Genomic DNA, 21,100 nt, shown 5'->3' on the forward strand with positions numbered 1-21,100 from the left:
GGGGGTTGGGTTTTTACAGGCGGTCGCGGCGGTCGCCGCGCATGAAGCCGATCAGCGGGCCGTCCATGCCGCGCCCCAGCGCCAGCACCTTGAACAGTTCGCCCATTTCGGCTTCGGACAGCAGGGTGTTCAGGGCTGTCATCTGGCGGGCGCGGTCTTCGGGGGCGGCGCCCGGGGCATGGATCAAATCCATCAGCCCGGCGTTCATCAGAAAGCGCGCCTGCGAGGTATAGCCCAGTACGTCCAGCCCGCCCGCCAGGGCCGCGTCGGCCATGGCGGTGAAGTCCACATGCGTGGTGATGTCCTGCAGGCCCGCCAGGATCAGGGCCTGGTCGTGCGCGTGATGGCGGAAATGGCACATCAGGGTGCCGTGCAGGCGCTGGGGGTGGTAGAACTCGGCCTGGGGAAAGCCGTAGTCGATCAGCAGGGCCGCGCCGCATTGCAGCCAGCGGCCCAGGTCGCGCACCCAGGCTTCGGCCTGCAGATTGATCTCGGATTGATAGCCGGGCAGGGGCGGCATGCGCGGGGCCAGGGCTTGGGCCAGATCCGCCGGGGCGGGGCGCAGGGCCCAGGCAAAGGGGCTGTCCGGGATGCCGTCGGCGGCCTGGGCCGCCTGGGGGGACGCCGGTCTGGCGTCGGGGGGCGTGCCCGCCGTGCGGGTGGCCGGGTCTGCGATGACGCCCATCGCCTGCAAGGCCCCCTGGTCGTCCCAGCGAAACAGCGTTGCGGGCATGGCGTCCAGCACTTCGTTGGCCAGCACGCAGCCGCTGAATGCCGTGGGGGCTTGATCCAGCCATTGAACCTGATCGGCCCAGGGGGCCAGGCGGGTCTGCTGGCGTGCCCGCAGGTCGGCCGAGAGTTCCAGGATTTGGTATTGGACAGTGTGCCCCAGGGCTTGCAAGGCCGGGATCAGGGCGGCGGCCAGCGCGCCCGAGCCCGCGCCGAATTCCAGCACGGTGCGGCTGTGGCTGGCTTGCAGGATCTGCATCACCTGGGGTGCCAGCGCCTGGCCGAACAAAGGGCTGGTTTCGGGGGCGGTGGTGAAATCCCCCCCGTGGTGCAGTTTGGGGCTGCCGGCGCTGTAGTAGCCCAGGCCAGGTTCGTACAGGGCGGCCCGCATCCAGGCGTCGAATGCCAGCCAGCCGCCCGCCTGCCGGATGCGATCCAGCAGCATGGCCTGGACGCGCGCGCCGTGGGCGGCGGCATCGGCATCCGGGGCCGGCAGCCCGCTGGGGATCTGGACGGCGGGCAGGCCGGGCATCAGGCGAAGCGGGGCCGCTGCGGGGCGGCGTGGCCGCGATCCTGGCGGTCTTGGCGCTTGAAGCCTGCTTTGGCGCCGGCTTTGTTGCCACGCGGCGCGAAGGATTCCGCCCCGGTGCGGCTGCCCGGGCGGGCGTGCGCGGCGCGCGGCTGGTCGGCGGCGCCGAATTCGCCCCGCTGGGCCGGGCGGGCGTGGCCGTTGCGGCGCGGACGGGTATCGCCGCCTTCGTCGCGGGCTTCCCAGGGCTTGCCGCCGCCGTTGAACTCGGCGCGATCTTTATGCCAGGGCTTGCGCGCGCCGGCGAAACCGCCGTGTTCTTTTTGCCACGGCTTGGCGTCGCCCGCATAGGCGCTGCGATCCTTGTGCCAAGGCTTGTCGTCGCCGGCGGCATCGCGGTTTTTATGCCAGGGCTTGCCTTCCGCGGCGGCGCGATCCTTGTGCCAGGGTTTGTCGCTGCCGGCGTGCGGCCCCCGGTCGGTGTCGCGCTCTTGCGTCCAGGGCTTGCGGCCCTGATAGCCGCCGCCCGGCTTGCCGTGGGCGCGCTTGTGCGCGGGGCGGTCTTTCCAGGTGGGGCGCACCGACTGGCGCGGCTCCAGACCAGGGATGGTTTCCGTGGGAATGGATTGACCGATGAACTGTTCGATGCGGCGCACCTTGTGGCGCTCGGCGGCCACGGCCAGGGTGATGGCCTGGCCATCGCGTCCGGCGCGGCCCGTGCGGCCGATGCGGTGGACGTAGTCTTCGGCCTGCATGGGCAGGTCGTAGTTGACGGCGTGGGTGATGGTCTGCACGTCGATGCCGCGCGCGGCGACGTCGGTGGCCACCAGCACGCGCACCCGGCCGTTTTGCAGCAGGCCCAGGGTGCGGGTGCGCTGGCGCTGGTTCATGTCGCCATGCAGGGCGGCGGCGGCAAAGCCTTCTTCGGCCAAGTGGTCGGCCAGGTCGTCCGCGCCGCGCTTGGTGGCGGTGAAGACAATGGCCTGATCCAGGCTGGTGTCGCGCAGCAGGTGATCCAGCAGGCGCAGCTTGTGGGCGCGGTCGTCGGCGTACAGCAGGTGCTGGGTGATATTGCTGTGTTTTTGCTGCGGCGTGGTGATTTCGATGCGCTGGGGCTCATGCATCAGGTTGGCGGCCAGCTTGGCCACCGTGCCGTCCAGCGTGGCGGAGAACAGCAGCGTCTGGCGGTCGTCCGGGGTGGCGGCGACGATGGTTTCGATGTCTTCGATGAAGCCCATGTCCAGCATGCGGTCGGCCTCGTCCAGCACCAGGGTCTGCACGGTGGACAGGTTGACGCGGCGGGCCTGCAGGTGGTCGATCAGGCGGCCCGGGGTGGCCACCAGCACGTCCACGCGCTTGGACAGGGATTTGATCTGGGCGCCGTAGGGCATGCCGCCCACCACGGTGGCCACGCGCAGGCCGTCCAGTTTTTTACCGTAGTCGCGGGTGGCGTCGGCCACTTGCATGGCCAGTTCGCGGGTGGGGGTCAGCACCAGCACCTGCACCCCCCGGCCGCCGGGGCCGGTGCGGTGGCTGAGATGCTGCAGGGACGGCAGCATGAAGGCGGCGGTCTTGCCGCTGCCGGTTTGCGACGACACCATCAGGTCGTGGCCGGACAGCGCCTGGGGGATGGCGGCGGCCTGTACGGAGGTGGGCGTGTCGATGCCGTGTTCGTTGAGGGCGGACACGAGCTTGGGGCCGAGCCCCAGGGATTCGAAGGACATGAGTTTCCTTGGCCCACGCAAGGCGGTGGGCGATGTGCTGCGGGATGCCGGAGATGATCCCGTCGGGTTGTTGCCGCGGATGTCTGCCGCGCAAGAGTCAGTCGCATGTGCCGACCGGATCAACCCAAATAGCGCATCGTGCGGGCCGTTGGCATGAAAGCCAGCCGCGGGGTGGTGTGCATGAAGCGGGTGTGTCACCAATACGGTGCCGCCAATATGGTGCCGCCAAGAGGCGATACCCACACCACCAGACACCAAGGTCAGGAGGTCAGAAAACAAGCAATCCAAGACTTTAGCATAAGTGTTAACCCTTGGTCAATGGCGCGGCTTTGGCGGCTTCGCCGGAGCGGTTGTGGTTTTGCGCCAACCGTCGTGCCGATGCTTAATCGGCGATGGGAATATGGGTGTCGAATTTGGCGCGGGCTGTGGCGAAAAAGCTGCGCACATTGCGCACCCGGGGATCGCCCGTCAGGCAGCGCAGGGCCAGGGCCTGGTAGGCGGGCATGTCGGCCACCTGGGCGATCAGGATGAAATCCGGGCCGCTGCTGACCCGATAGCACTGCTGGATGGCGGGTTCGGCCAGCAAGGCGGCCTCGAAGGCGTCGGCCTGGGCGGCGGCCTGGCCGTCCAGCGAGACTTCGATGATCGCCGTCAAGCCCGCCCCCATGAGCGCGGGGTTGAGGATGGCCACGCGCTGCTGGATGTATCCCGCCTGCACCAGCTTGCGCACCCGCCGCAGGCAGGTGGGGGGCGATGCATGCACCCGCGCCGCCAGATCCTGGTTGCTGAGGGCGCAATCCTGCTGCAGTTGCTTGAGGATGCGGCGGTCTAGCGGGTCTAATGCCATGGGTCTGATGTCATGAAATCCAAGAAATGAAATTAAATTTCATATATGTAAATAGATGAAATTATAGTTCATATATATGGAAATTATGAAATCAAATTTCTTATGATTCAGCACACAATAGCAACTGCTTTGATTCAGGAGCCTGTTCATGTGCGGCATCGTCGGCGCTGTGGCGCGTCACAATATTGTTCCTATTTTGCTCGAAGGCCTGCGTCGCCTGGAATACCGGGGGTATGACTCCTGCGGGGTGGCGGTGCACACGGGCGCCGGGCTGCAGCGGGTGCGCAGCACCCAGCGGGTGGCCGAACTTGCCGCCCAGGCCGAGCACGACCACGTGCAGGGCCTGACCGGCATTGCGCATACGCGCTGGGCCACCCATGGGGCGCCGCTGACCCACAACGCCCATCCGCATTTTTCCGGCCCTCGGGATGGCGCCCCGCGCATTGCCCTGGTGCACAACGGCATCATCGAAAACCACGATGCCTTGCGGGCCGAACTGCAGGCCGCCGGCTATGTGTTCGACAGCCAGACCGACACGGAAGTCATCGCCCATCTGGTGGATCACCTGTACGACGGGGATTTGCTGGCCGCCGTGCAACAGGCCGTCCGCCGCCTGGAAGGCGCCTACGCCATTGCCGTATTCTGCGCGCAAGAACCCCACCGCGTGGTGGGCGCGCGCCAGGGTTCGCCGCTGGTGGTGGGCTGCAGCGACCAGGGCAATTACCTGGCCTCCGATGCGCTGGCCCTGGCCGGCACGACGGATCAGATCATGTACCTGGAAGACGGCGACGTGGTGGATTTGCAGTTGGCGCGGGTCTGGGTCAGCGACGGCCTGGGGCAGCCGGTGGATCGCCCTGTGCATACGGTGCAGGCGCATACCGGGCAGGCCGATCTCGGCCCCTATCGGCATTTCATGCAAAAGGAAATCTTCGAGCAGCCGCGCGCCGTGGGCGACACCCTGCAGGACATTGATGCCATCATGCCCGAGCTCTTTGGCGATGGGGCCCATGTGGTATTCCAGGCCATCGACCGCGTGCTGATTCTGGCCTGCGGCACCAGCTATTACGCGGGCCTGACGGCGCGTTACTGGATCGAATCCCTGGCCGGGATTCCGGTCAATGTCGAAATCGCCAGCGAATACCGCTACCGCACCAGTGTGCCGGATCCGCGCACCCTGGTGGTGACGATCTCCCAGTCGGGCGAAACCGCCGACACCCTGGCGGCCCTGAAGCACGCCCGCCGCCTGGGCATGGCGCACACGCTGACCATCTGCAACGTGGCCACCAGCGCGATGGTGCGTGAATGCAAGCTGTCGTTCATTACCCGCGCCGGGGTGGAAATCGGGGTGGCGTCCACCAAAGCCTTTACCACCCAGTTGACCGCCCTGTACCTGCTGACCCTGACCCTGGCGCAGTCGCGCGGCCGCCTGGACGCCGCCGCCGAGGCGCAGGCCGTCAAATCCCTGCGCCATCTGCCCTCGGCCATCAGCGCCGTGCTGGCGCTGGAACCCCAGATCATCGCCTGGGCCGAGCGCTTCGCCAGCAAGGAAAACGCCTTGTTCCTGGGGCGCGGCATGCACTATCCGATTGCGCTGGAAGGCGCGCTGAAACTGAAGGAAATCAGCTACATCCACGCCGAGGCCTACCCCGCGGGCGAACTGAAGCACGGCCCGCTGGCGCTGGTGACCGACGCCATGCCGGTGGTCACCGTCGCCCCGCACGACGAACTGCTGGAAAAACTGAAATCCAACATGCAGGAAGTGCGCGCGCGCGGGGGCGAACTCTATGTCTTTGCCGATGCCGATTCGCAGATCGCGGCGGCCCCGGGCATGCAGGTGATCCGCATGCCCGAGCACTACGGCAAACTCTCGCCCATCCTGCACACCATCCCGCTGCAGTTGCTGGCCTACCATACGGCCTGCGTGCGCGGCACGGATGTCGACAAGCCGCGCAACCTGGCCAAGAGCGTGACGGTGGAATAGGCCTTCTTGGCCCTTACCACTCCCGCAGCCCGACGTGCTTGTGCAGATACTGCACGAAGGCTTCGGCGGCGGGCGACAGGCTGGCGTGCAGGCGGCTGTAGATAAAGAACTGCCGCCGGATCACCGGAGCGTGCAGCAGGCGGGCCCGCAGGCCGTATAAGTCCACCAGGTGCTGGGCATACGGCAGGCCCGCCGTCACGCCCAGGCCGGCGTTCACCATGCTGAGTGCCGTGCTCATGAACGTGACCTCGTGGCTGGGGCGCGCCGGCGTCAGCGACGACTGTTTTTGCAGATCCATCGCCAGCTGGTCGGTAAATTGCCCTTGCAGCGCAATCATGGGATGGCGCATCAGGTCGGCCCAGCCAATGGTTTTCAGGTTATCCAGGGGGTGGCCCGGTGGAAACACCGCCATGAAGGGAACCTCGAACAAAGGATCCGCGGCCACGTCGGTCAGCCCTTCGCGGTGCGGCCCGATGCTGATGTCGACCTCGCCGCGCACCGCTTGGGCGATGGCGTTTTCCACCGCACAGTCCATCAGGTGAATTTGGATGTCGGGGTGGATTTTCCGAAACCCCGCGATGACTTCGGGGATCAGGGTGCTGGCCATCAATTGGGGGGCGGCAATGCGCACGATGCCCCGGCGCAGGCGCTTCAAATTATCAATATTCTCCAGAGCGCCGTCCAGGTCGCGCAGCACCCGGGTGACGACGGAATGGAATTCCCGCCCGACCTCGGACAGCTGGATGCGCCGCGTGCTGCGATCCACCAGCCGGACGCCCAACTGGGTTTCCAGTTCTTTGATCAGCCCGCTGAGTGCCGATTGGGTGATGTGCAGGGATTCGGCGGCCCGGGTGAATCCGCCGGTGCGGGCCAGGGCGGCGAAGGCACGCAGTTGGCGCAAGGTGACATCCATCGGAATTCCTTATGAATCAATGAATAAAAACTGTTTGTATGATAGCTGGAAACCGCTTCTAATAACGCAGACAAGGAGACAGAACATGCATAAAAACCGCGAAACGGGGTGCGCGCATGCTTGACCGCGCCGCCCGCCTGGTCACCCGGGGATTTGAACTACTGATAGTCGCCAGCCTGGCCGTCATGGGGGTGCTGGTGTTCGGCAATGTCGTGCTGCGTTATGCCTTCAATTCCGGCATCGCCATCTCCGAGGAACTTTCCCGCCTGCTGTTCGTGTGGCTGATCTTCATGGGGGCCGTCCTGGCCTCGGCGCGCCGCATCCACATCGGCTTCGATTCCCTGCAACAGGCGCTGGGCCATCGGGCGCGCCGGGTGCTGCAGGTCTGCAACGGCCTGCTCATCCTGGCGGGCTGCGTCATTTTCATCGTCGGTGGGTGGCGGCAGACCGTGATCAACCTGGGCAACAGCTACCCGGTCATGGGCATCTCCTACGCCTGGCTGTATGCCGTGGCGGTGGCCTTTGGCGTGGCCCTGGTCTTCCCCGTGTGCCACAACCTGTATCGGGCCATCCAGGGGCGGGATGACGACTTGACGGAAGACATCTCCGGCCGCATCGAAAGCCTGGCCGTGCGCATGGAAAAAGACGCCCAGGAGGCGTCGTCCACCGGTCGTCCGCCGGTGCCGTCTGCGTCGGCGGATGCCTTGCCGAAGGCGACATCGGCCGCCCGGGCATCCGCTCCTGAATCCGCTCCGGCATCTGATCCGAAATCCGCGCCGAAATCCGACCGGGAGGATCGGCCATGACCGCCCTGGTCTTCATCGCCTCTTTGCTGTGCCTGATCGTCGGCGGCCTGCCCATCGCCTTCGCCCTGATGTTTGCCGGGGTGGCCCTGATGCTGCTGACCGGGCAGTTCGATGCGCAGATCGTGGTGCAGAACGCCATCGCCGGGGCCGATAATTTCGTGCTGATGGCCGTGCCGTTCTTCATCCTGGCCGGCGAATTCATGAACGCCGGGGGCCTGTCCAAGCGCATTGTCGACATGGCCGGGGCTTTTGTCGGTCACTTGCGCGGCGGCCTGGGCTATGTGGCCATCTTCGCGGGCATTCTGCTGGCCAGCCTGTCGGGCTCGGCGGTGGCCGATACGGCGGCCCTGGCCGCCATCCTGGTGCCCATGATGCGTCAGGCGGGCTACGACCCTGCCCGCTCCTGCGGGCTGATGGCCGCCGGCGGCATCATCGCCCCTGTCATTCCCCCCTCCATCGGGTTCCTGATCTTCGGCGTGGCGGCCAATGTCTCCATTACCCGCCTGTTCCTGGCTGGCATCGTGCCGGGTATTCTGATGGGCGCGGTGCTGGTGGCGGCCTGGTGGCTGGTGGCGCGCCGCCAGCGGGTGGCGGTCTCGCCCCGGGTGTCCTGGGGGCGGCGCCTGCGCCTGCTGGCCCAGGGGGGCTGGGCGCTGATGCTGCCGGTCATCATCATCGGCGGCCTGCGTTTCGGGATTTTCACGCCCACAGAATCCGCCGTGGTGGCGGCGGCCTATGCGCTGTTTGTCGGTCTGGTGGTGTACCGCGAACTCGACGGCCGCAAAATTTACGATTGCCTGCTCTCCACCGCCAGCACCACGGCGGTGGTGCTGCTGCTGGCCGCCCTGGCCATGGTGGCGTCCTACATGATCACCATCACGGATATTTCCGGCCAGGTGGGCGAGTGGCTGCAGGGCCTGTCCAGCCACCCCACTGTGCTGATGGCGGCGATGATGATCGTGGTGTTCCTGGCGGGCATGGTGCTGGACTTCATCCCCATCGTGCTGATCTTTACGCCGGTGTTCATGCCCATCGTGCTGGCCGCCGATATCGATCCGGTGTACTTCGGGGTGGTGTTCATCATGAACTGCTCGATCGGAATGATCACGCCGCCCGTCGGGGTGGTGCTCAATGTGGTCAGTTCGGTGGGCAAGGTCAGCCTGGCCCAGGCTGCGCGCGGGATTCTGCCCTTTTTGCTGGCCTTGCTGGCCTTGTTGGTGCTGTTGATTCTTTTCCCGGCGCTGGTGACGGCGCCGGCCCAATGGTGGCGTTAGTGTCTTGTTTGGCGCATTCAAATACTCATCTTCGCAAACAGGACGCTGGTGGCGGCTGTGCCGCCGCCTCGCGCGCCCCGACTATCCCCAGGAGACAACCATGAAAATTCGTACAAGCCTGCTGGCCGGCCTGATGGCGATGGCGCTGTCCAGCACCGGCTGGGCGGCGGTCACCGCCAAGTTCGCCGTGACCCTGCCCGAGAAATCGCACCAGGGCCAGGGCGTGGCCAAGTTCGTCGAACTCGTCAAAGAGAAAAGCAACGGCGACATCCAGATCAAGCCCTACTACAGCGGCGCCCTGGGCGATGACGTCAAGGTGACGTCGGCCCTGCAGGGCGGCACCATCGAGTTCACCGTGCCCCAGACCACCACCCTGACCGGCATGATCAAGGCCTATGAAATCCTGGATTTTCCGTTCCTGTTCAAGAACGCCGAACAGGCCGAGAAAGTGCTGGACGGCCCCGTGGGCCAGCGCCTGATGGACGACTTGCCCGCGCATGGCCTGGTGGGGCTGGCTTATTGGGAGAACGGCTTTTTCAATGCCACCAACAGCAAGCATCCGATCCAGAAGGTTGAAGACTTCAACGGCCTGAAATTCCGCTCCATCCAGGCGAAGATCACCCAGGAGACCATCAAGGCGCTGGGGGCCAATCCCGTGCCCCTGGCCGTGCCCGAGCTCTACACCGCCCTGGAAACCCACACCATCGACGGCCAGGGCACGCCCAATGCCGTCATTGCCGCCCTGAAACTGGACGAGGTTCAGAAATACCTGTCCATCACCCGCCACAGTTATGGCGCCTTCATTCCTCTGGCGTCCAAGGCTTTCTGGGACAAGCTCACCCCCGAGCAGCAGGCCATCATCCGGGATGCGGCGGTGGAAGCCCGCGCCTACCAGCGCCAGGTGGCGCGCGCCCAGTCCCAGTCGGCCAGGGAAAAAATGGCCAAGAACGGCATGCAGGTCAACGACATCTCGGATGCCGAGCGCGAGCGCATGACGCAGGCCGTGCGTCCGGTCTGGGACATGTTCATCCCGCAGGTGGGCCAGGAACTCTTTGACCAGGTGCAGGCGCAACTGCAATAAACAACGCGGCGTGCGCCGCCTGGCGGCCGTGGCCCGCGATGCCCCGGGAAGCCGGGCGCCGGGTTGCCGCCGCCTTTCTTTTCATTGGATATTCGACATGAAATTCGCCACCCTTAAAAACCAGACACGCGACGGCTGCCTGGTGCTCGTTTCGCGGGACTTGTCCCGCTGCGCGCCCGTGCCGGATATCGCCCCCACCCTGCAGGCCGCGCTGGATCACTGGGATGCCTGCCAGCCGGCCTTGCAGGCCGCCTACGAGCAGCTGAATGCGGGCAGTCTGGCCGGCTCCCGGCCGTTCGATCCTGCCGCCTGCCACTCGCCCCTGCCGCGCGCCTACCAGTGGGCCGATGGTTCGGCGTATCTCAATCACGTCCAGCTGGTGCGCAAGGCGCGCAACAGCCAAGTGCCCGATTCCTTCTTTACCGACCCCTTGATGTACCAGGGCGGGTCGGACAGTTTCATCGGCCCGCGCGACCCCATTGCCGTGGCCAGCGAAGATTGGGGCATCGACATGGAAGCCGAGATTGCCGTCGTCACCGCCGACGTGCCCATGGGGGCCAGCCCGCAGCAGGCCGGCGCCGCCATCCGCTTGCTGATGCTGGTCAACGATGTCTCGCTGCGCGGCCTGATCCCCGGCGAGCTGGCCAAAGGCTTCGGGTTTTTCCAGTCCAAGCCGGCCAGCGCGTTTTCTCCGGTGGCCCTCACCCCCGATGAACTGGGCGAACACTGGCGCGACGGCAAGGTTCACCTGCCGCTGCTGGTGGATCTGAACGGCCAGCCTTTCGGCCGCCCCAACGCGGGGCGGGACATGACGTTCAGTTTTCCCCAACTGATTGCCCACGCCGCCAGAACCCGCCAGTTGGCGGCCGGCAGCATCGTGGGTTCGGGCACCGTGTCCAACCAGCAGGGCGGTCTGCATGGCTCCAGCATCCGCCACGGCGGGGTAGGGTATTGCTGCATTGCCGAAGTGCGCATGTACGAGACCATCGAGACCGGGGCGCCCAGCACCCCGTTCATGCGTTTTGGCGACCAGGTGCGCATCCGCATGGCCGGCCCGCAGGGCGAAGACCTGTTCGGCGTCATCGAACAGACCGTCGTGCCGTATCCGGGTGCCTGATGCCATGCGCGAACTCTATTCTTATTTCCGCAGCTCCGCCGCGTATCGGGTGCGCATCGCGCTGGCCCTGAAGAACCTGGAATACCAGGCCGTGCCCGTCCACTTGCTGAAAGACGGGGGTGAGCAGCATGGGGCGGATTACCTGGCCCGCAACCCCGAGGGCCTGGTGCCCGCGTTCAGCGAGAACGGTCTTACGTTCAGCCAGTCCCTGGCCATCATCGAATACCTGGACGAGGTCTATCCCGCCGTGCCCCTGCTGCCGGCGGCCCCGGCCTGCCGCGCCCGCGTCAGGGCGCTGGCCCTGCTGGTGGCCTGCGACATCCACCCCTTGAATAACTTGCGTGTCCTGCGTTGGTTGGCGCATGACATGCAGGTGGATAAGGCGGCGCGGGATGCCTGGTATCGGCATTGGATCACGGTGGGGTTTCAGGCGCTGGAAGCCCGTTTGCAGTCAGACCAGACCGGCCTGTTTTGCCAGGGCGACCAGCCCGGCCTGGCGGATTGTTGTCTGGTGCCCCAGGTGTATAACGCCCGCCGCTATCATATCGACCTGTCCGCCTGGCCCGCCATCGCCCGGATTACCGCCCACTGCGAGACCTTGCCGGCTTTCAGGGCGGCGCATCCCGATCTGCAGCCGGATGCGGCCTGAGCGCGGGGGGGGGCGGGCGGCGCTATGGTCCCCAGGAGGATCAGTCAAGAAGGGCGGGAAGTAGGGCGCAAAAAAGCCACCTCGCGGGCGACTGGGGTGGGCGGATGATGGTGCCGCTTGAATTTCGTAGTGACAAAAATATCTTGCGAATCCGTATTTGCGTAACTACAATAACCGCATGGAAATCACCTTCGACCAAGCCAAGGACAAGAGCAACCAGCGCAAGCACGGCGTCTCGCTGTCACTGGCGCAGGCTATCGACTGGCCCGAGGTGATGTCCAAGCCCGACACGCGCCAGGACTACGGCGAGGTTCGGGAAATCGGCTACGCGGTCATAGACGACCGCTTGTACTGCGTGGTGTTCACGCAGCGCGCAGACAAGATGCACATCATCAGTCTGCGCAAGGCCAATTCAAGAGAGGTACGGAATTATGTCGAGCAAACGTAAACTGATCATGCCCACGCCTGAGGAAGACGTGGCGATCAATCGTGGCATTGCGGCTGATCCGGATACCTATGAGATGGGTTCGGAAGAGTTCAAGCAACTGAAGAAGCGGGTAGGGCGGCCACGCCTGGACACGCCCAAGGTCGCCGTGACGATCCGCTATGACAAGGCCGTGATTGATGCCTTCAAAGCCGGCGGCCCGGGCTGGCAAACCCGGATGAACGAGGCTTTGAAGAAGGCTGTGGCCCGGAAGCATGCCTAGCCTGGAAATTTCGTCAGGCCTGGCCCGACGTGCGGATCATCATCCGGGGCGACTCGGGCTTTTGCCGCCAGCGGCTGATCCGTTGGTGCGAACGCAGCGACGTGCAGTACATCATCGCCTGGAATATGGCGCCCAGGGCGCCAATCCGCGCTTCGTGGCCACCAACATTACGGGCTCGGATGCCATGCAGTTGTACGAACGACTGTACTGTGCCCGAGGTGAAGCCGAGAACCGCATCAAGGAAGTCCAGCTCGATCTGTTTGGCACGCGTGTCAGCTGCCACCGGTTCCCCGCCAATTCCGTCTTTTTGAAGACGACGCTGTGCGCGAAGTCGTGATTAGCGGCGCCCGCAAAATTGAGCAACCGGCGAAAAACCCTGCGCCCGCGCATCCGGCCCATGCAGCAGACCAGGAGCCTGTCTCCCAATGCGGCCTGAGCGCGGGGGGGGGCGGGCCGGTCTTCCTCCACGGCGGCCGCCCGCCCCGCCCGGTTTCCCGGTAGTGACCGGGTCGCCGGCGGTCACTACCGGGAAAAATCCGCCGAGCGCCCTTATTCCTTCCAGGAATCCAGGTATCCGGGCACTTTCACGCTGTCGGCGCCGGGATCCAGTTCGAGCGGATAGCGCGAGTCGATCATCACGGCGACCTCGTCCGTGTATTTGCGTTCGCCCTGGTTGTTGGCGGCGGCCGCGGCGTATGCCTTGGGGTGGGGGCCGTGGTGGAAGCCCGAGGGGTGCAGCGTGAACATGCCCGGCTTGATGTTGTCGCGGCTGAAGAAATTGCCCTGGTGGTAGAAAATGGATTCGTCGAATTCGTCGTTGTTGTGGTAGAAGGGCACTTTCAGTGCGCCGGGATCGCTTTCGATGGGGCGCGGGGCGAACGTGCACACGATGATGGTGTTGGACAAAAACGTGGCATGCACCGTGGGCGGCAAGTGGTAGCGGTCGGACAGCAGTTCGCGGATGTCGCGCCAGTTCAGCTTGACCGGCACGCAGTCGCCGTGCCAGCCCGCCGCATCCAGGAAGTTGTAGGGGAAGGTCACGGTCGTGACCTGCTGGCGGCGCTTGGCGCGCACGCGGGTTTCGTGTTCGCTGTACTGGGCCTTGAAGGCGTCGTCGATTTTCGGCGTGTCCAGCACCGCCAGGTCGAACTGCGCATGCCGCCCGGTAATGCCGCGTTCGGGCAGCATGAACAGGTCTTCGGTGGCTTCGATGGTCAGGACTTCATTGCGGCATTGGGTTTCCAGCCGCCAACAGGTGCCGCGCGGAATATTGATGTAATCGCCTTCGCGGTAGGTCATGTGGCCGTAGTCGCAGAAAAAATCGCCTTCGCCCTTATGGAAGAACAGGATCATGTCGCCATCGCCGTTGCGGGCGAGATCCGGCATGGACACGTCGAATTTCCAGAAACACACCTGGGTCTGGGCGTTGGACATGAACCGCCGGGCTTTCCAGGGGCAGGGGGCGCTGTCGTCCAGGCGGTTGAGATCCAGCAGGGTCAGTTCCAGCGGGCCTTCCCATTTGGACCAGCCGGTGGGCTTGTGCGTGTGCAGGATATGGCTGGCCGGCCCGAAGAAGCCGTTGCGGCCGTGTTCGCGTTCGTACAGGCCGGCGGGGATGTCGGCGTGCGCCTGGCGGGTGTAGACGCCTTCCATCTTGGGGAAGGTGATGTGGTTTTTCATGCTTGTCTCCGGTGATCGGTGGGGGGCTGATGTGTTATCGGTCGATGTCCCGCTAATCTAAGTGACCTAGATTCATCGGTCAAACGGTATTTTTTGATGGATTGATTTGGTTTTCTTCTAGAAAGCACATGGGCCGCGGTTTTCAAAAAACCGCGGCCCATGGGTGTGTTGACGGCCTGACCGGGCTTTGGATCAGCCCCGCGCAGGCAGCATGCGTCGCAGCGTGTCGTCGCGGCGGATGTAGTGGTGCTTCAGGGCGGCCAGCGCATGCAGACCGATCAGGCCGTAGCCGATATTGGCGATCAGCTTGTGCGCGCCGATCACGTTCTTGGCCAGGTCTTTGTTTTCGGTGGTCAGGGCGGGCAGGGGGATGCCCCAGAAGCGCGGGCTGCCGCCGAAGGCGCTGATGGCGAACCAGGCCAGCAGGGGCAGGGCGATCAGCATGGCGTACAGCGCCGCGTGCATGACTTTGGCCAGCAGGTTTTCCCAGTCGGCGGGCGCCGGGGTGATGCGGGGCGCGGGGTGGCGCAGCCGCACCGCCAGGCGGATGATGGTCAGGGCCAGGATCGTCAGCCCGCAGGATGAGTGCAGTATCCTCATCGCGGCAGCCGTGGCGCTATCCCGGGGAAAGAACCCCTTGAGTTCGGCCATGGCGTACACCACGATGATCAGCAACAGGGTCAGCCAGTGCAAACCGATGGACAAGCGGGAATATTGGCGAGGAGCGGACATGAAAAACTTCCTGGTGCGTCAAGGGAATGAAAACAGCGTCATCATCGCCGATTTTGCATGAACGCGGGATGAATGAAGTGGCAGACTGCGGAGAACCGCGATCCGCCCGCAACCGCATACGCAACCGCATATTGCAGGCGATGGGCAGTGCGCTTGCCCTGTTGTCCCGAAATATTTCCGGGGTTTCAAGCGCCCTGGGCATCGTGGTAATCTGATTCGCTTCAAGGGTTTTCCCGCAGCCTGCCGGGCTGCGGCATCCCCGGATCATCGTCCGGGCCGGCGCGGCCCGGGAAGCCCGAGTGTCATGGTATGAATAGGTTTATCCGGCTGCTGGCCGCCTTGGTTCCGCTGCTTGGCGCCGGCCTGGCGCCGGCCCGGGCCTGGCCGGCGGCCGACACGGAACCGGCGCTTATCGATCTGGCGCCCCAGCGCTATGCCGTTCCCGATGTGCCCCGCGACGAGCCGACTGCCCTGGCGCCGGCGGCGGGCGCGTCCGGCGCGGGATCGGACGCCGGCGCCGGGCTGCGTGACGACGCGCGCTTCCTGGACTGGGCCGACTATGGCTACTGGCCGGACGAGACCGGCCGGCGCTGGTTCGGTCCGGTCGCCGCGCCGGCGGTGGCGCGGGACGGCTTGGGCCTGGCGCTGGCCGGCGGCCTGGATGCCTGGTCTCTGGGCGCCCGGAACTGGCGCTACCGCAGCTCCGCTGGATATCGCCTGACCCTGGGCAATATGGCCTCGGATGCCGCTGGCTGGGGGCGGTCCGTCCGCCTCGCCGGCGTGGGGCTGTCTCGATCCATCTCGCAGGAACGCCAGACGGCCCCGTCATGGGGTTACACCCTGGCGGTCGGCGCCCTGGATGGGCCGGCCAGTGCCGCAGCCGCCGAGGGCGATCTGGCATACGGGCCGGTCGCGGTCGATGCGGCCACGCGCTACGCGCTGGATCGCGACCTGGTTCTGGGTTCGCGGCTGCAGGGTGCCCCGGGCCTGATGGCGCTGGGGCTGGGCGGGGATTATTCCATGGGCGACGCGGGCGCCTGGCGATTCGGCGTATCCAGATCACGCCAGATGATGGCCGAGGGCTGGCGCCGCCAGTTGGGCTATACCCTGGATCTGGTGCCGGGCTGGGCACTGTCGTGGGTGAATGCGCGGCAAGAGGCCGGCTATGCGGATCTGGCCTCCTATGGCGGCGATCCCGGCTGCGACTGCGTCAGCAACCAGTGGCGGCTGGATCTGGCGGCGGGCCGCTGGGGCGCATTCAGCGGCTCGCTTGAGCGGCGGGTGGCTGCGGGCGGCGGGCTGGACGAGCGGGTCGGCTTGGCGCATGGCTTCCGCTACGGCCCATACCTGCGGGTGCGGCTGGAAACGAACCGCAATCTGACTTCCGGGGATTACGGCCTGGGTGCGCGGCTTTCCCTGCCGCTGGACTGGTAGCGCGGTCATCGCTTGCCAGTGGGCGCCTCGGCGTCGGCCAGGTGCCCCACAGGCCAGGCTATCGGCGCAGCCAGCCTCGGGCGATGGGCCAGGCAAACACCCGCCGATAGGGGGTCTCAAGCAGCCGGCGCAGTCGGGGCACCGTCTGTGCGCGCAGGGGCAGGCACAGGCCGGCGGCCAGCACGGCGTTGAGGGCCGCGCCTGCCATGTCCAGCGGCCAATGCACCCCCATGTAAATGCGCGCCCAGGCCACGGGCAGACCCAGCAGCGCCAGCCAGCAGGCGGCCCGCCGCCTGGCCGGGTGCAGCCACAGACCTGCGCACAAGGCCCAGATGAAGCTCAGGTGGTTGCTGGGAAACGAAGCGGTCGGCTTGTGGGACAGGTATTGGTGCCCGATGCCCGCCACGAAGGGGCGGGGGTGAAACCAAAAGCGCGCCGCCAACCAGGACAGCAGCAGGGCGACCAGGGCGGTCAGCACCGCCTGAACCAGGGCGTCGCGCCCGGCGGCATCGGCGCGCAGCCAGTTGACCGCGAGATACAGCGGGAAAAAATAGACCAGGCCATTGGCCAAAAAGCGCCCCAGCAGCAGGCTGGCGGCGCTGGGGTCGCTGGCGTTGATCCACAGGAACAGGGTCTGGTTCAGGGCGTCCATCGTTGCGGGCCAAGGGGTAAAGGCGCAGTATAGCACTTGGTCCGCTGGGCCGCCGAAAGCCCGGGCGGGGGGCGGCGGCCCGGCAAGCGGGCCGCCGGGGATCAATGTGCCAGGCCTTTCGCGGGTGCGCGCACAGCGTCGTGCGGCGCGCTGTCGCCCGCCGCATGGCCGGTGCCCGCCGCGAACACCGAGGGCTTCTCCGGCGTGCCGCGCTTGATGTGGTTGAACAGCAGGTTCAGCGCGATGGCCATGATGGCGGCGGAGCTGATGCCCGAATGGAAAATGGTGGCCACCCAGGACGGGAAGTGGTGGTAGAAGTTCGGGGCTGCGATGGGGATCATGCCGAAACCGATCGAAGTCGCCACGATGATCAGGTTCATATTGTCTTCGTAATCGACTTTGGCCAGGGTGCGGATGCCGCTGGCGGCCACCGTGCCGAACAGAACCAGACCGGCCCCGCCCAGCACTGCGGCCGGCACCGTGGCGATCAGGCGGCCCATCACGGGCAGCAGGCCCAGCACCAGCAGGATGACGCCGCTGGTCGCCACCACGAAGCGGCTCTTGACGCCGGTGACGGCCACCAGGCCCACGTTCTGCGCGAAGGCGCTTTGGGTGAACGAGCCGAACACCGGCGCGATCACGCTGGACACCATGTCGGCGCGCAGCCCGTCGCCCAGGCGGCGGGCGTCGATCGGGGTTTTGATGATGTCGCCCACGGCCAGGATGTCGGCGGAGGTTTCCACCAGCACCACCAGGATCACGATGAACATCGACAAAATAGCGGCGGGATGGAAGGCCGGCAGGCCGAAGTGAAACAGCGTGGGCAGGGCCACGATCGGCCCGTGGCCGAGCTGGGAGAAATCCGCCATCCCGGCCATCCAGGCCATGAGGGTGCCCAGCACCATGGCCAGCAGGATGGACAGGCGGGAAATGGTGGCGTTGCCCAGTTTACTGAGCAGCAGCACAATCAGCAGGGTGGCCGCGGCCAGGCCGATGTTGCCCATGCTGCCGAAATCGGTGGCCTCGGGGTTGCCGCCCATGGACCAGTGCGCCGCCACCGGCATCAGCGACAGGCCGATGGTGGTGATGACCGAACCGGTCACCAGGGGCGGGAAGAAACGGATGATTTTTGAAAACACCGGGGTGATCAGCAGGCCCAGCAGGGATGCCATCATGACGGCCCCGAACACCGAAGGCAGGTCGCCCCCGGATGTCAGAATGGCCAGGATGGTGGCCACGCTGGCAAACGACACCCCTTGCACCAGCGGCAACTGGCAACCGAAAAACGGGATGCCCACGGTCTGGACCAAGGTGGCCAGCCCGCCCATGAACAGGCAGGAGGCGATCAGCACGCCGATTTCGGCGGCCCCCAGGCCCGCCGCCTGGCCCACGATCAGGGGGACGGCGATAATGCCGCCGTACATGGTGAGAACATGTTGCAGGCCGTATAGGATATTGGCGGGCAGGCCCAGGCGTTCATCTTCCGGGCGTTGCAAGCGCGGGCGGTATCGGGTGTTCAAGGTAGTCTCCATCCTGATGGGGCGCCGGCGGTTCGGGCGGGGCCGGCGGGGTGCGTCAGTGCTGTGTGGCCGTGTCGGCCGGCTGTCGTCGCCAGAACCCTGATGGATGCCATGTCAGGGCCGGGCGCGTGGCCGGCGGTGTCTCGGCTCTGGGGTTATTGTGAACCCTGGCGCTTGGCTCGGGGCGTGGCCTTTTTCATATTCTGTATATACATGTGTTTATACAATGAAAAGTCCATAGGTGTTTGTGCCGATCCGTCGTGCCGTGAGGACTGCGTGTGATCCGTGCGAAATCATGTCATCATCTGCGCTTACATTTAGCTTGTATATGACTTTTGCATGGGCACTCTTACTCCCGCCAATCCGCTCGGCGCCGCATCGGACGTCCGGGTGCCAGTTTTTTTCGACAGCTTTCCCATGGCGTGCTGGCTGGAAGACTACAGCGCCCTGTCTGTGCACTTTGAGCAATTGCGGGCCGCGGGCATCCAGGATCTGCGCGCCTGGCTGCTGCAGGATCGCCAGCGTCTGGCGGATTGCATCGCCCTGATCCGGGTGTTGCGGGTCAACCGGCAGGTGCTGGCGCTGTACGAGGCCGAGACCCCGGAGGCCCTGTTCGCCCACTTGGATCATGTGTTGCGTGATGACATGCTGGACGGCTTCCTGCAAGAGCTGGATCAGTTGTGGCAGGGGAAGTCCAGCTTTCAAGGGCTGACCGTCAATTACTCCATGAGCGGCAAGCGCCTGGATTTATCCCTGAAGGGGGTCGTCCTGGATGCCGTGCACCGGCCCTGGGATCGGGTGCTCGTCACCATGGAGGACATCACCGAGCTGCAGTCCCTGCGCCGCCGTGCGCAGGACAGCGCCCGGGATGCGCGCGAGTTCTTCGAGCAGGCTCCCGTGTCTTTGTGGGTCGAGGACTTCAGCGCCGTGCGGATGCTGTTCGACGAACTGCGCCAGCGCGGGGTCACGGATTTCCGCACGTTCCTGGACGTGCACCCCGATTTCATCGACCGCTGTCTGCGGGAAATCCGCATCCTGGACGTCAACCAATACACGCTCAAGCTTTTCAAGGCGCGTTCTCATGCCGAGCTGGTGTCCCGCCTGGGCGATGTGCTGGCCGATACCGCGCTGGCCTCGTTTGCCGAACAGCTGATCGATTTGTGGGATGGGCAGTTGCAGCATCAGCGCGAGGTGCGGAACAACACCCTGCAAGGCGACACACTGTACCTGCATTTGCAGCTATCGGTTTTCCAGGGCTGCGAGCACGACTGGTCCAAGGTGCTGGTGTCGCTGACCGACATCACGGCGCGCAAGAAAGCCGAAGCCTACCTGGAATACCTGGGCCAGCACGACGTGCTGACTCAACTGAAAAACCGCTCTTATTTCGTCGATGAATTGGCCCGTCTGACGCGCAAGCGCACGGCGCCCGTGGCACTGATCGCGCTGGACATCAACAACCTGAAACGAACCAACGACACGGTCGGCCACGCCGCCGGCGACGATCTGCTGCGCCGGTTCGGCGAAGTCCTGTCCAAGGCGGTCGAATCTCCGGGGGTGGCGGCCCGCATCGGCGGCGACGAGTTCATGGTGCTGCTGCCGGGCCAGGAACTGGCCGCCGCCCAGGCCTTGCTGGATGACATCCGCGTCATGATCGACCTGAACAACCAATATCACAGCGGCAGCGCCCTGAGTGTGTCGGCGGGCCTGGCCGTCTGTCTGGATGCGGCCCACCTGGAACGCGCCATGCAGCAGGCCGACGAAGCCATGTATGCCGACAAGCAGGCGTATTACCTGGTCAATGCCCGCCACCGCCCGGGTGGTTAAGAAACCGATCCGCAGCGCCCCCATCTGCTTAATGAATGACGACCAGGCCGGGTTGGTCGGCGGATTCCAGGATGCGGCGCACGCGGTCTTGCCAGACCTGGCCGAATTCCTGTTTCTGGGCGTCGTTGGCCTGGCCCGACAAGATTTGCTGCAGCAAGGGCATGGCGTTGGCGGCGGCGGGCACCCCCTGGGCGTTGTATGACACGGTCACGCTGGCCCCGGTGTCGCGGCGGGTAAAGCGGATTTCGCCCGGCACGCTCTGGCCGAACCGCAGCAGGTCGCGGCGGTCGTGCTGGCCGGCCAGGCCCTTGAAGCCGGTGTCTGTGGTGGAACCGGTCACCAGGCTGACGACATTGGCGATGACGCCAGTGACGCCGTTGGTGGCGCCGTCGGCGAATTCCACCAGCACATTGCCGCGCTCGGGCACGCTGTCGGGGTATAGGGCCTGCAAGCCCTTGACGGTCATCAGCCAGGCGCCGGCCACAGTGGGGCACGAGTGCCCGGCCAGGCGCACGGCGTCTTCATAGCCGTATTCAATTTTGCCGTCGTCGGCGGCGCCCAGCAGCTGGGCCAGGGGATCGTGCAGCGTAATGCGGGGGGCTTGCGCGAAAAAAGCGGGAAACGACATAGAGGTGCTCCAGGTGGATCAACGAGCCTTCCAGTTTAGGCAGCCCGCCGCCGCCGTGGCGGCGTAAATGTTCCCCGTCTTGATAAGCATCAATGACGGCGGCCCGATCACTGGATTTTGATTGTTTAGATATCAACATTGCAGCGGGTTTGGGAGCCGCCGGGCAATGTCCCCAATGGGGCCGTGGCGGGATGGAGACCCCGAGGGGAATGCGTGTAAGATGAATGGATACCGTTGGTCAGGGCTGTCGATGAGGTCTGGCCAGCTTCCACT

At 65.3% G+C, this 21,100-nt stretch carries 19 protein-coding genes and 1 pseudogene; 11 read left to right on the forward strand and 9 right to left on the reverse strand.

Annotation, left to right across the window (positions count from 1 at the left end; genetic code table 11):
• Nucleotides 1-13: 13 nt before the first annotated feature.
• The 3 genes from ACMHYJ_RS12715 to ACMHYJ_RS12725 form a co-directional block, all read right to left on the reverse strand.
• Nucleotides 14-1,261: a class I SAM-dependent methyltransferase gene (locus ACMHYJ_RS12715; protein ID WP_414246546.1), complete on the reverse strand. Its 1,248-nt coding sequence runs from the start codon at nucleotides 1,259-1,261 to the stop codon at nucleotides 14-16.
• Entirely contained in the window at nucleotides 1,261-2,982 is a 1,722-nt protein-coding gene (locus ACMHYJ_RS12720) for a DEAD/DEAH box helicase (protein WP_414246547.1), read from the reverse strand. The genes ACMHYJ_RS12715 and ACMHYJ_RS12720 overlap by 1 nt, the downstream gene beginning before the upstream one ends.
• Nucleotides 2,983-3,364: 382 nt before the next feature.
• A complete protein-coding gene (locus tag ACMHYJ_RS12725; RefSeq protein WP_414246548.1) occupies nucleotides 3,365-3,829 on the reverse strand; it encodes an Lrp/AsnC family transcriptional regulator in 465 nt (154 codons plus the stop codon).
• A gap of 148 nt (nucleotides 3,830-3,977) precedes the next feature.
• On the opposite strand from ACMHYJ_RS12725, the gene glmS reads away from it, so the two are divergent.
• Nucleotides 3,978-5,810, forward strand: a complete 1,833-nt coding sequence (glmS, locus tag ACMHYJ_RS12730) for a glutamine--fructose-6-phosphate transaminase (isomerizing) (protein ID WP_414246549.1) — start codon at nucleotides 3,978-3,980, stop codon at nucleotides 5,808-5,810.
• A 13-nt stretch (nucleotides 5,811-5,823) separates the two neighbouring features.
• Here glmS and ACMHYJ_RS12735 read toward each other — a convergent pair whose 3' ends face one another.
• Nucleotides 5,824-6,723: a LysR family transcriptional regulator gene (locus tag ACMHYJ_RS12735; RefSeq protein WP_414246550.1), complete on the reverse strand. Its 900-nt coding sequence runs from the start codon at nucleotides 6,721-6,723 to the stop codon at nucleotides 5,824-5,826.
• A 116-nt stretch (nucleotides 6,724-6,839) separates the two neighbouring features.
• On the opposite strand from ACMHYJ_RS12735, the gene ACMHYJ_RS12740 reads away from it, so the two are divergent.
• The 8 genes and pseudogenes from ACMHYJ_RS12740 to ACMHYJ_RS12775 all read left to right on the forward strand — a co-directional run.
• Nucleotides 6,840-7,529 carry a TRAP transporter small permease gene (locus tag ACMHYJ_RS12740; protein WP_414246551.1) on the forward strand — a complete coding sequence of 230 codons (690 nt, stop codon included), beginning with the start codon at nucleotides 6,840-6,842 and terminating at the stop codon, nucleotides 7,527-7,529.
• Nucleotides 7,526-8,803 (forward strand): TRAP transporter large permease, encoded by a 1,278-nt coding sequence (locus tag ACMHYJ_RS12745; RefSeq protein ID WP_414246552.1) that lies wholly within the window; start codon nucleotides 7,526-7,528, stop codon nucleotides 8,801-8,803. The genes ACMHYJ_RS12740 and ACMHYJ_RS12745 overlap by 4 nt, the downstream gene beginning before the upstream one ends.
• A 100-nt stretch (nucleotides 8,804-8,903) precedes the next feature.
• Complete coding sequence (locus ACMHYJ_RS12750) at nucleotides 8,904-9,884, forward strand: TRAP transporter substrate-binding protein (RefSeq protein ID WP_414246553.1); 981 nt, start codon at nucleotides 8,904-8,906, stop codon at nucleotides 9,882-9,884.
• Nucleotides 9,885-9,981: 97 nt separating this feature from the next.
• Nucleotides 9,982-11,001: a fumarylacetoacetate hydrolase family protein gene (locus tag ACMHYJ_RS12755; RefSeq protein ID WP_414246554.1), complete on the forward strand. Its 1,020-nt coding sequence runs from the start codon at nucleotides 9,982-9,984 to the stop codon at nucleotides 10,999-11,001.
• Nucleotides 11,002-11,005: 4 nt separating this feature from the next.
• Nucleotides 11,006-11,650, forward strand: coding sequence for a maleylacetoacetate isomerase (gene maiA / locus ACMHYJ_RS12760; protein WP_414246555.1), 645 nt, complete (start codon nucleotides 11,006-11,008; stop codon nucleotides 11,648-11,650).
• A gap of 178 nt (nucleotides 11,651-11,828) precedes the next feature.
• Complete coding sequence (locus ACMHYJ_RS12765) at nucleotides 11,829-12,098, forward strand: BrnT family toxin (protein ID WP_414246631.1); 270 nt, start codon at nucleotides 11,829-11,831, stop codon at nucleotides 12,096-12,098.
• A complete protein-coding gene (locus ACMHYJ_RS12770) occupies nucleotides 12,082-12,357 on the forward strand; it encodes a BrnA antitoxin family protein (RefSeq protein ID WP_414246556.1) in 276 nt (91 codons plus the stop codon). Before ACMHYJ_RS12765 ends, ACMHYJ_RS12770 begins: the two co-directional genes overlap by 17 nt.
• Nucleotides 12,354-12,667 (forward strand): annotated as a pseudogene (locus ACMHYJ_RS12775) (transposase); the annotation flags it as partial. The gene ACMHYJ_RS12770 and the pseudogene ACMHYJ_RS12775, both read left to right, overlap by 4 nt.
• A gap of 239 nt (nucleotides 12,668-12,906) precedes the next feature.
• On the opposite strand, the gene ACMHYJ_RS12780 reads toward ACMHYJ_RS12775, so the two are convergent.
• Together ACMHYJ_RS12780 and ACMHYJ_RS12785 are read right to left on the reverse strand one after the other, a co-directional pair.
• Complete coding sequence (locus ACMHYJ_RS12780) at nucleotides 12,907-14,037, reverse strand: homogentisate 1,2-dioxygenase (RefSeq protein WP_414246557.1); 1,131 nt, start codon at nucleotides 14,035-14,037, stop codon at nucleotides 12,907-12,909.
• Nucleotides 14,038-14,229: 192 nt separating this feature from the next.
• Entirely contained in the window at nucleotides 14,230-14,769 is a 540-nt protein-coding gene (locus ACMHYJ_RS12785; RefSeq protein ID WP_414246558.1) for a cytochrome b, read from the reverse strand.
• A 309-nt stretch (nucleotides 14,770-15,078) separates the two neighbouring features.
• On the opposite strand from ACMHYJ_RS12785, the gene ACMHYJ_RS12790 reads away from it, so the two are divergent.
• Nucleotides 15,079-16,203, forward strand: coding sequence for a hypothetical protein (locus ACMHYJ_RS12790; protein ID WP_414246559.1), 1,125 nt, complete (start codon nucleotides 15,079-15,081; stop codon nucleotides 16,201-16,203).
• Between the two features lie 58 nt (nucleotides 16,204-16,261).
• Here ACMHYJ_RS12790 and ACMHYJ_RS12795 read toward each other — a convergent pair whose 3' ends face one another.
• On the reverse strand, nucleotides 16,262-16,855 hold the full coding sequence (locus tag ACMHYJ_RS12795; protein WP_414246560.1) for a phosphatase PAP2 family protein: 594 nt from the start codon (nucleotides 16,853-16,855) through the stop codon (nucleotides 16,262-16,264).
• A 101-nt stretch (nucleotides 16,856-16,956) separates the two neighbouring features.
• Nucleotides 16,957-18,375: a nucleobase:cation symporter-2 family protein gene (locus tag ACMHYJ_RS12800; RefSeq protein ID WP_414246561.1), complete on the reverse strand. Its 1,419-nt coding sequence runs from the start codon at nucleotides 18,373-18,375 to the stop codon at nucleotides 16,957-16,959.
• A 339-nt stretch (nucleotides 18,376-18,714) separates the two neighbouring features.
• Between ACMHYJ_RS12800 and ACMHYJ_RS12805 the strand changes: the two genes are divergently transcribed.
• Entirely contained in the window at nucleotides 18,715-20,199 is a 1,485-nt protein-coding gene (locus ACMHYJ_RS12805; RefSeq protein WP_414246562.1) for a diguanylate cyclase domain-containing protein, read from the forward strand.
• A 28-nt stretch (nucleotides 20,200-20,227) separates the two neighbouring features.
• Here ACMHYJ_RS12805 and ACMHYJ_RS12810 read toward each other — a convergent pair whose 3' ends face one another.
• On the reverse strand, nucleotides 20,228-20,827 hold the full coding sequence (locus tag ACMHYJ_RS12810; protein WP_414246563.1) for a hypothetical protein: 600 nt from the start codon (nucleotides 20,825-20,827) through the stop codon (nucleotides 20,228-20,230).
• Nucleotides 20,828-21,100: the final 273 nt, after the last annotated feature.

The organism is Castellaniella hirudinis, assembly GCF_047468865.1.
GTDB lineage: Bacteria > Pseudomonadota > Gammaproteobacteria > Burkholderiales > Burkholderiaceae_B > Castellaniella > Castellaniella hirudinis_A.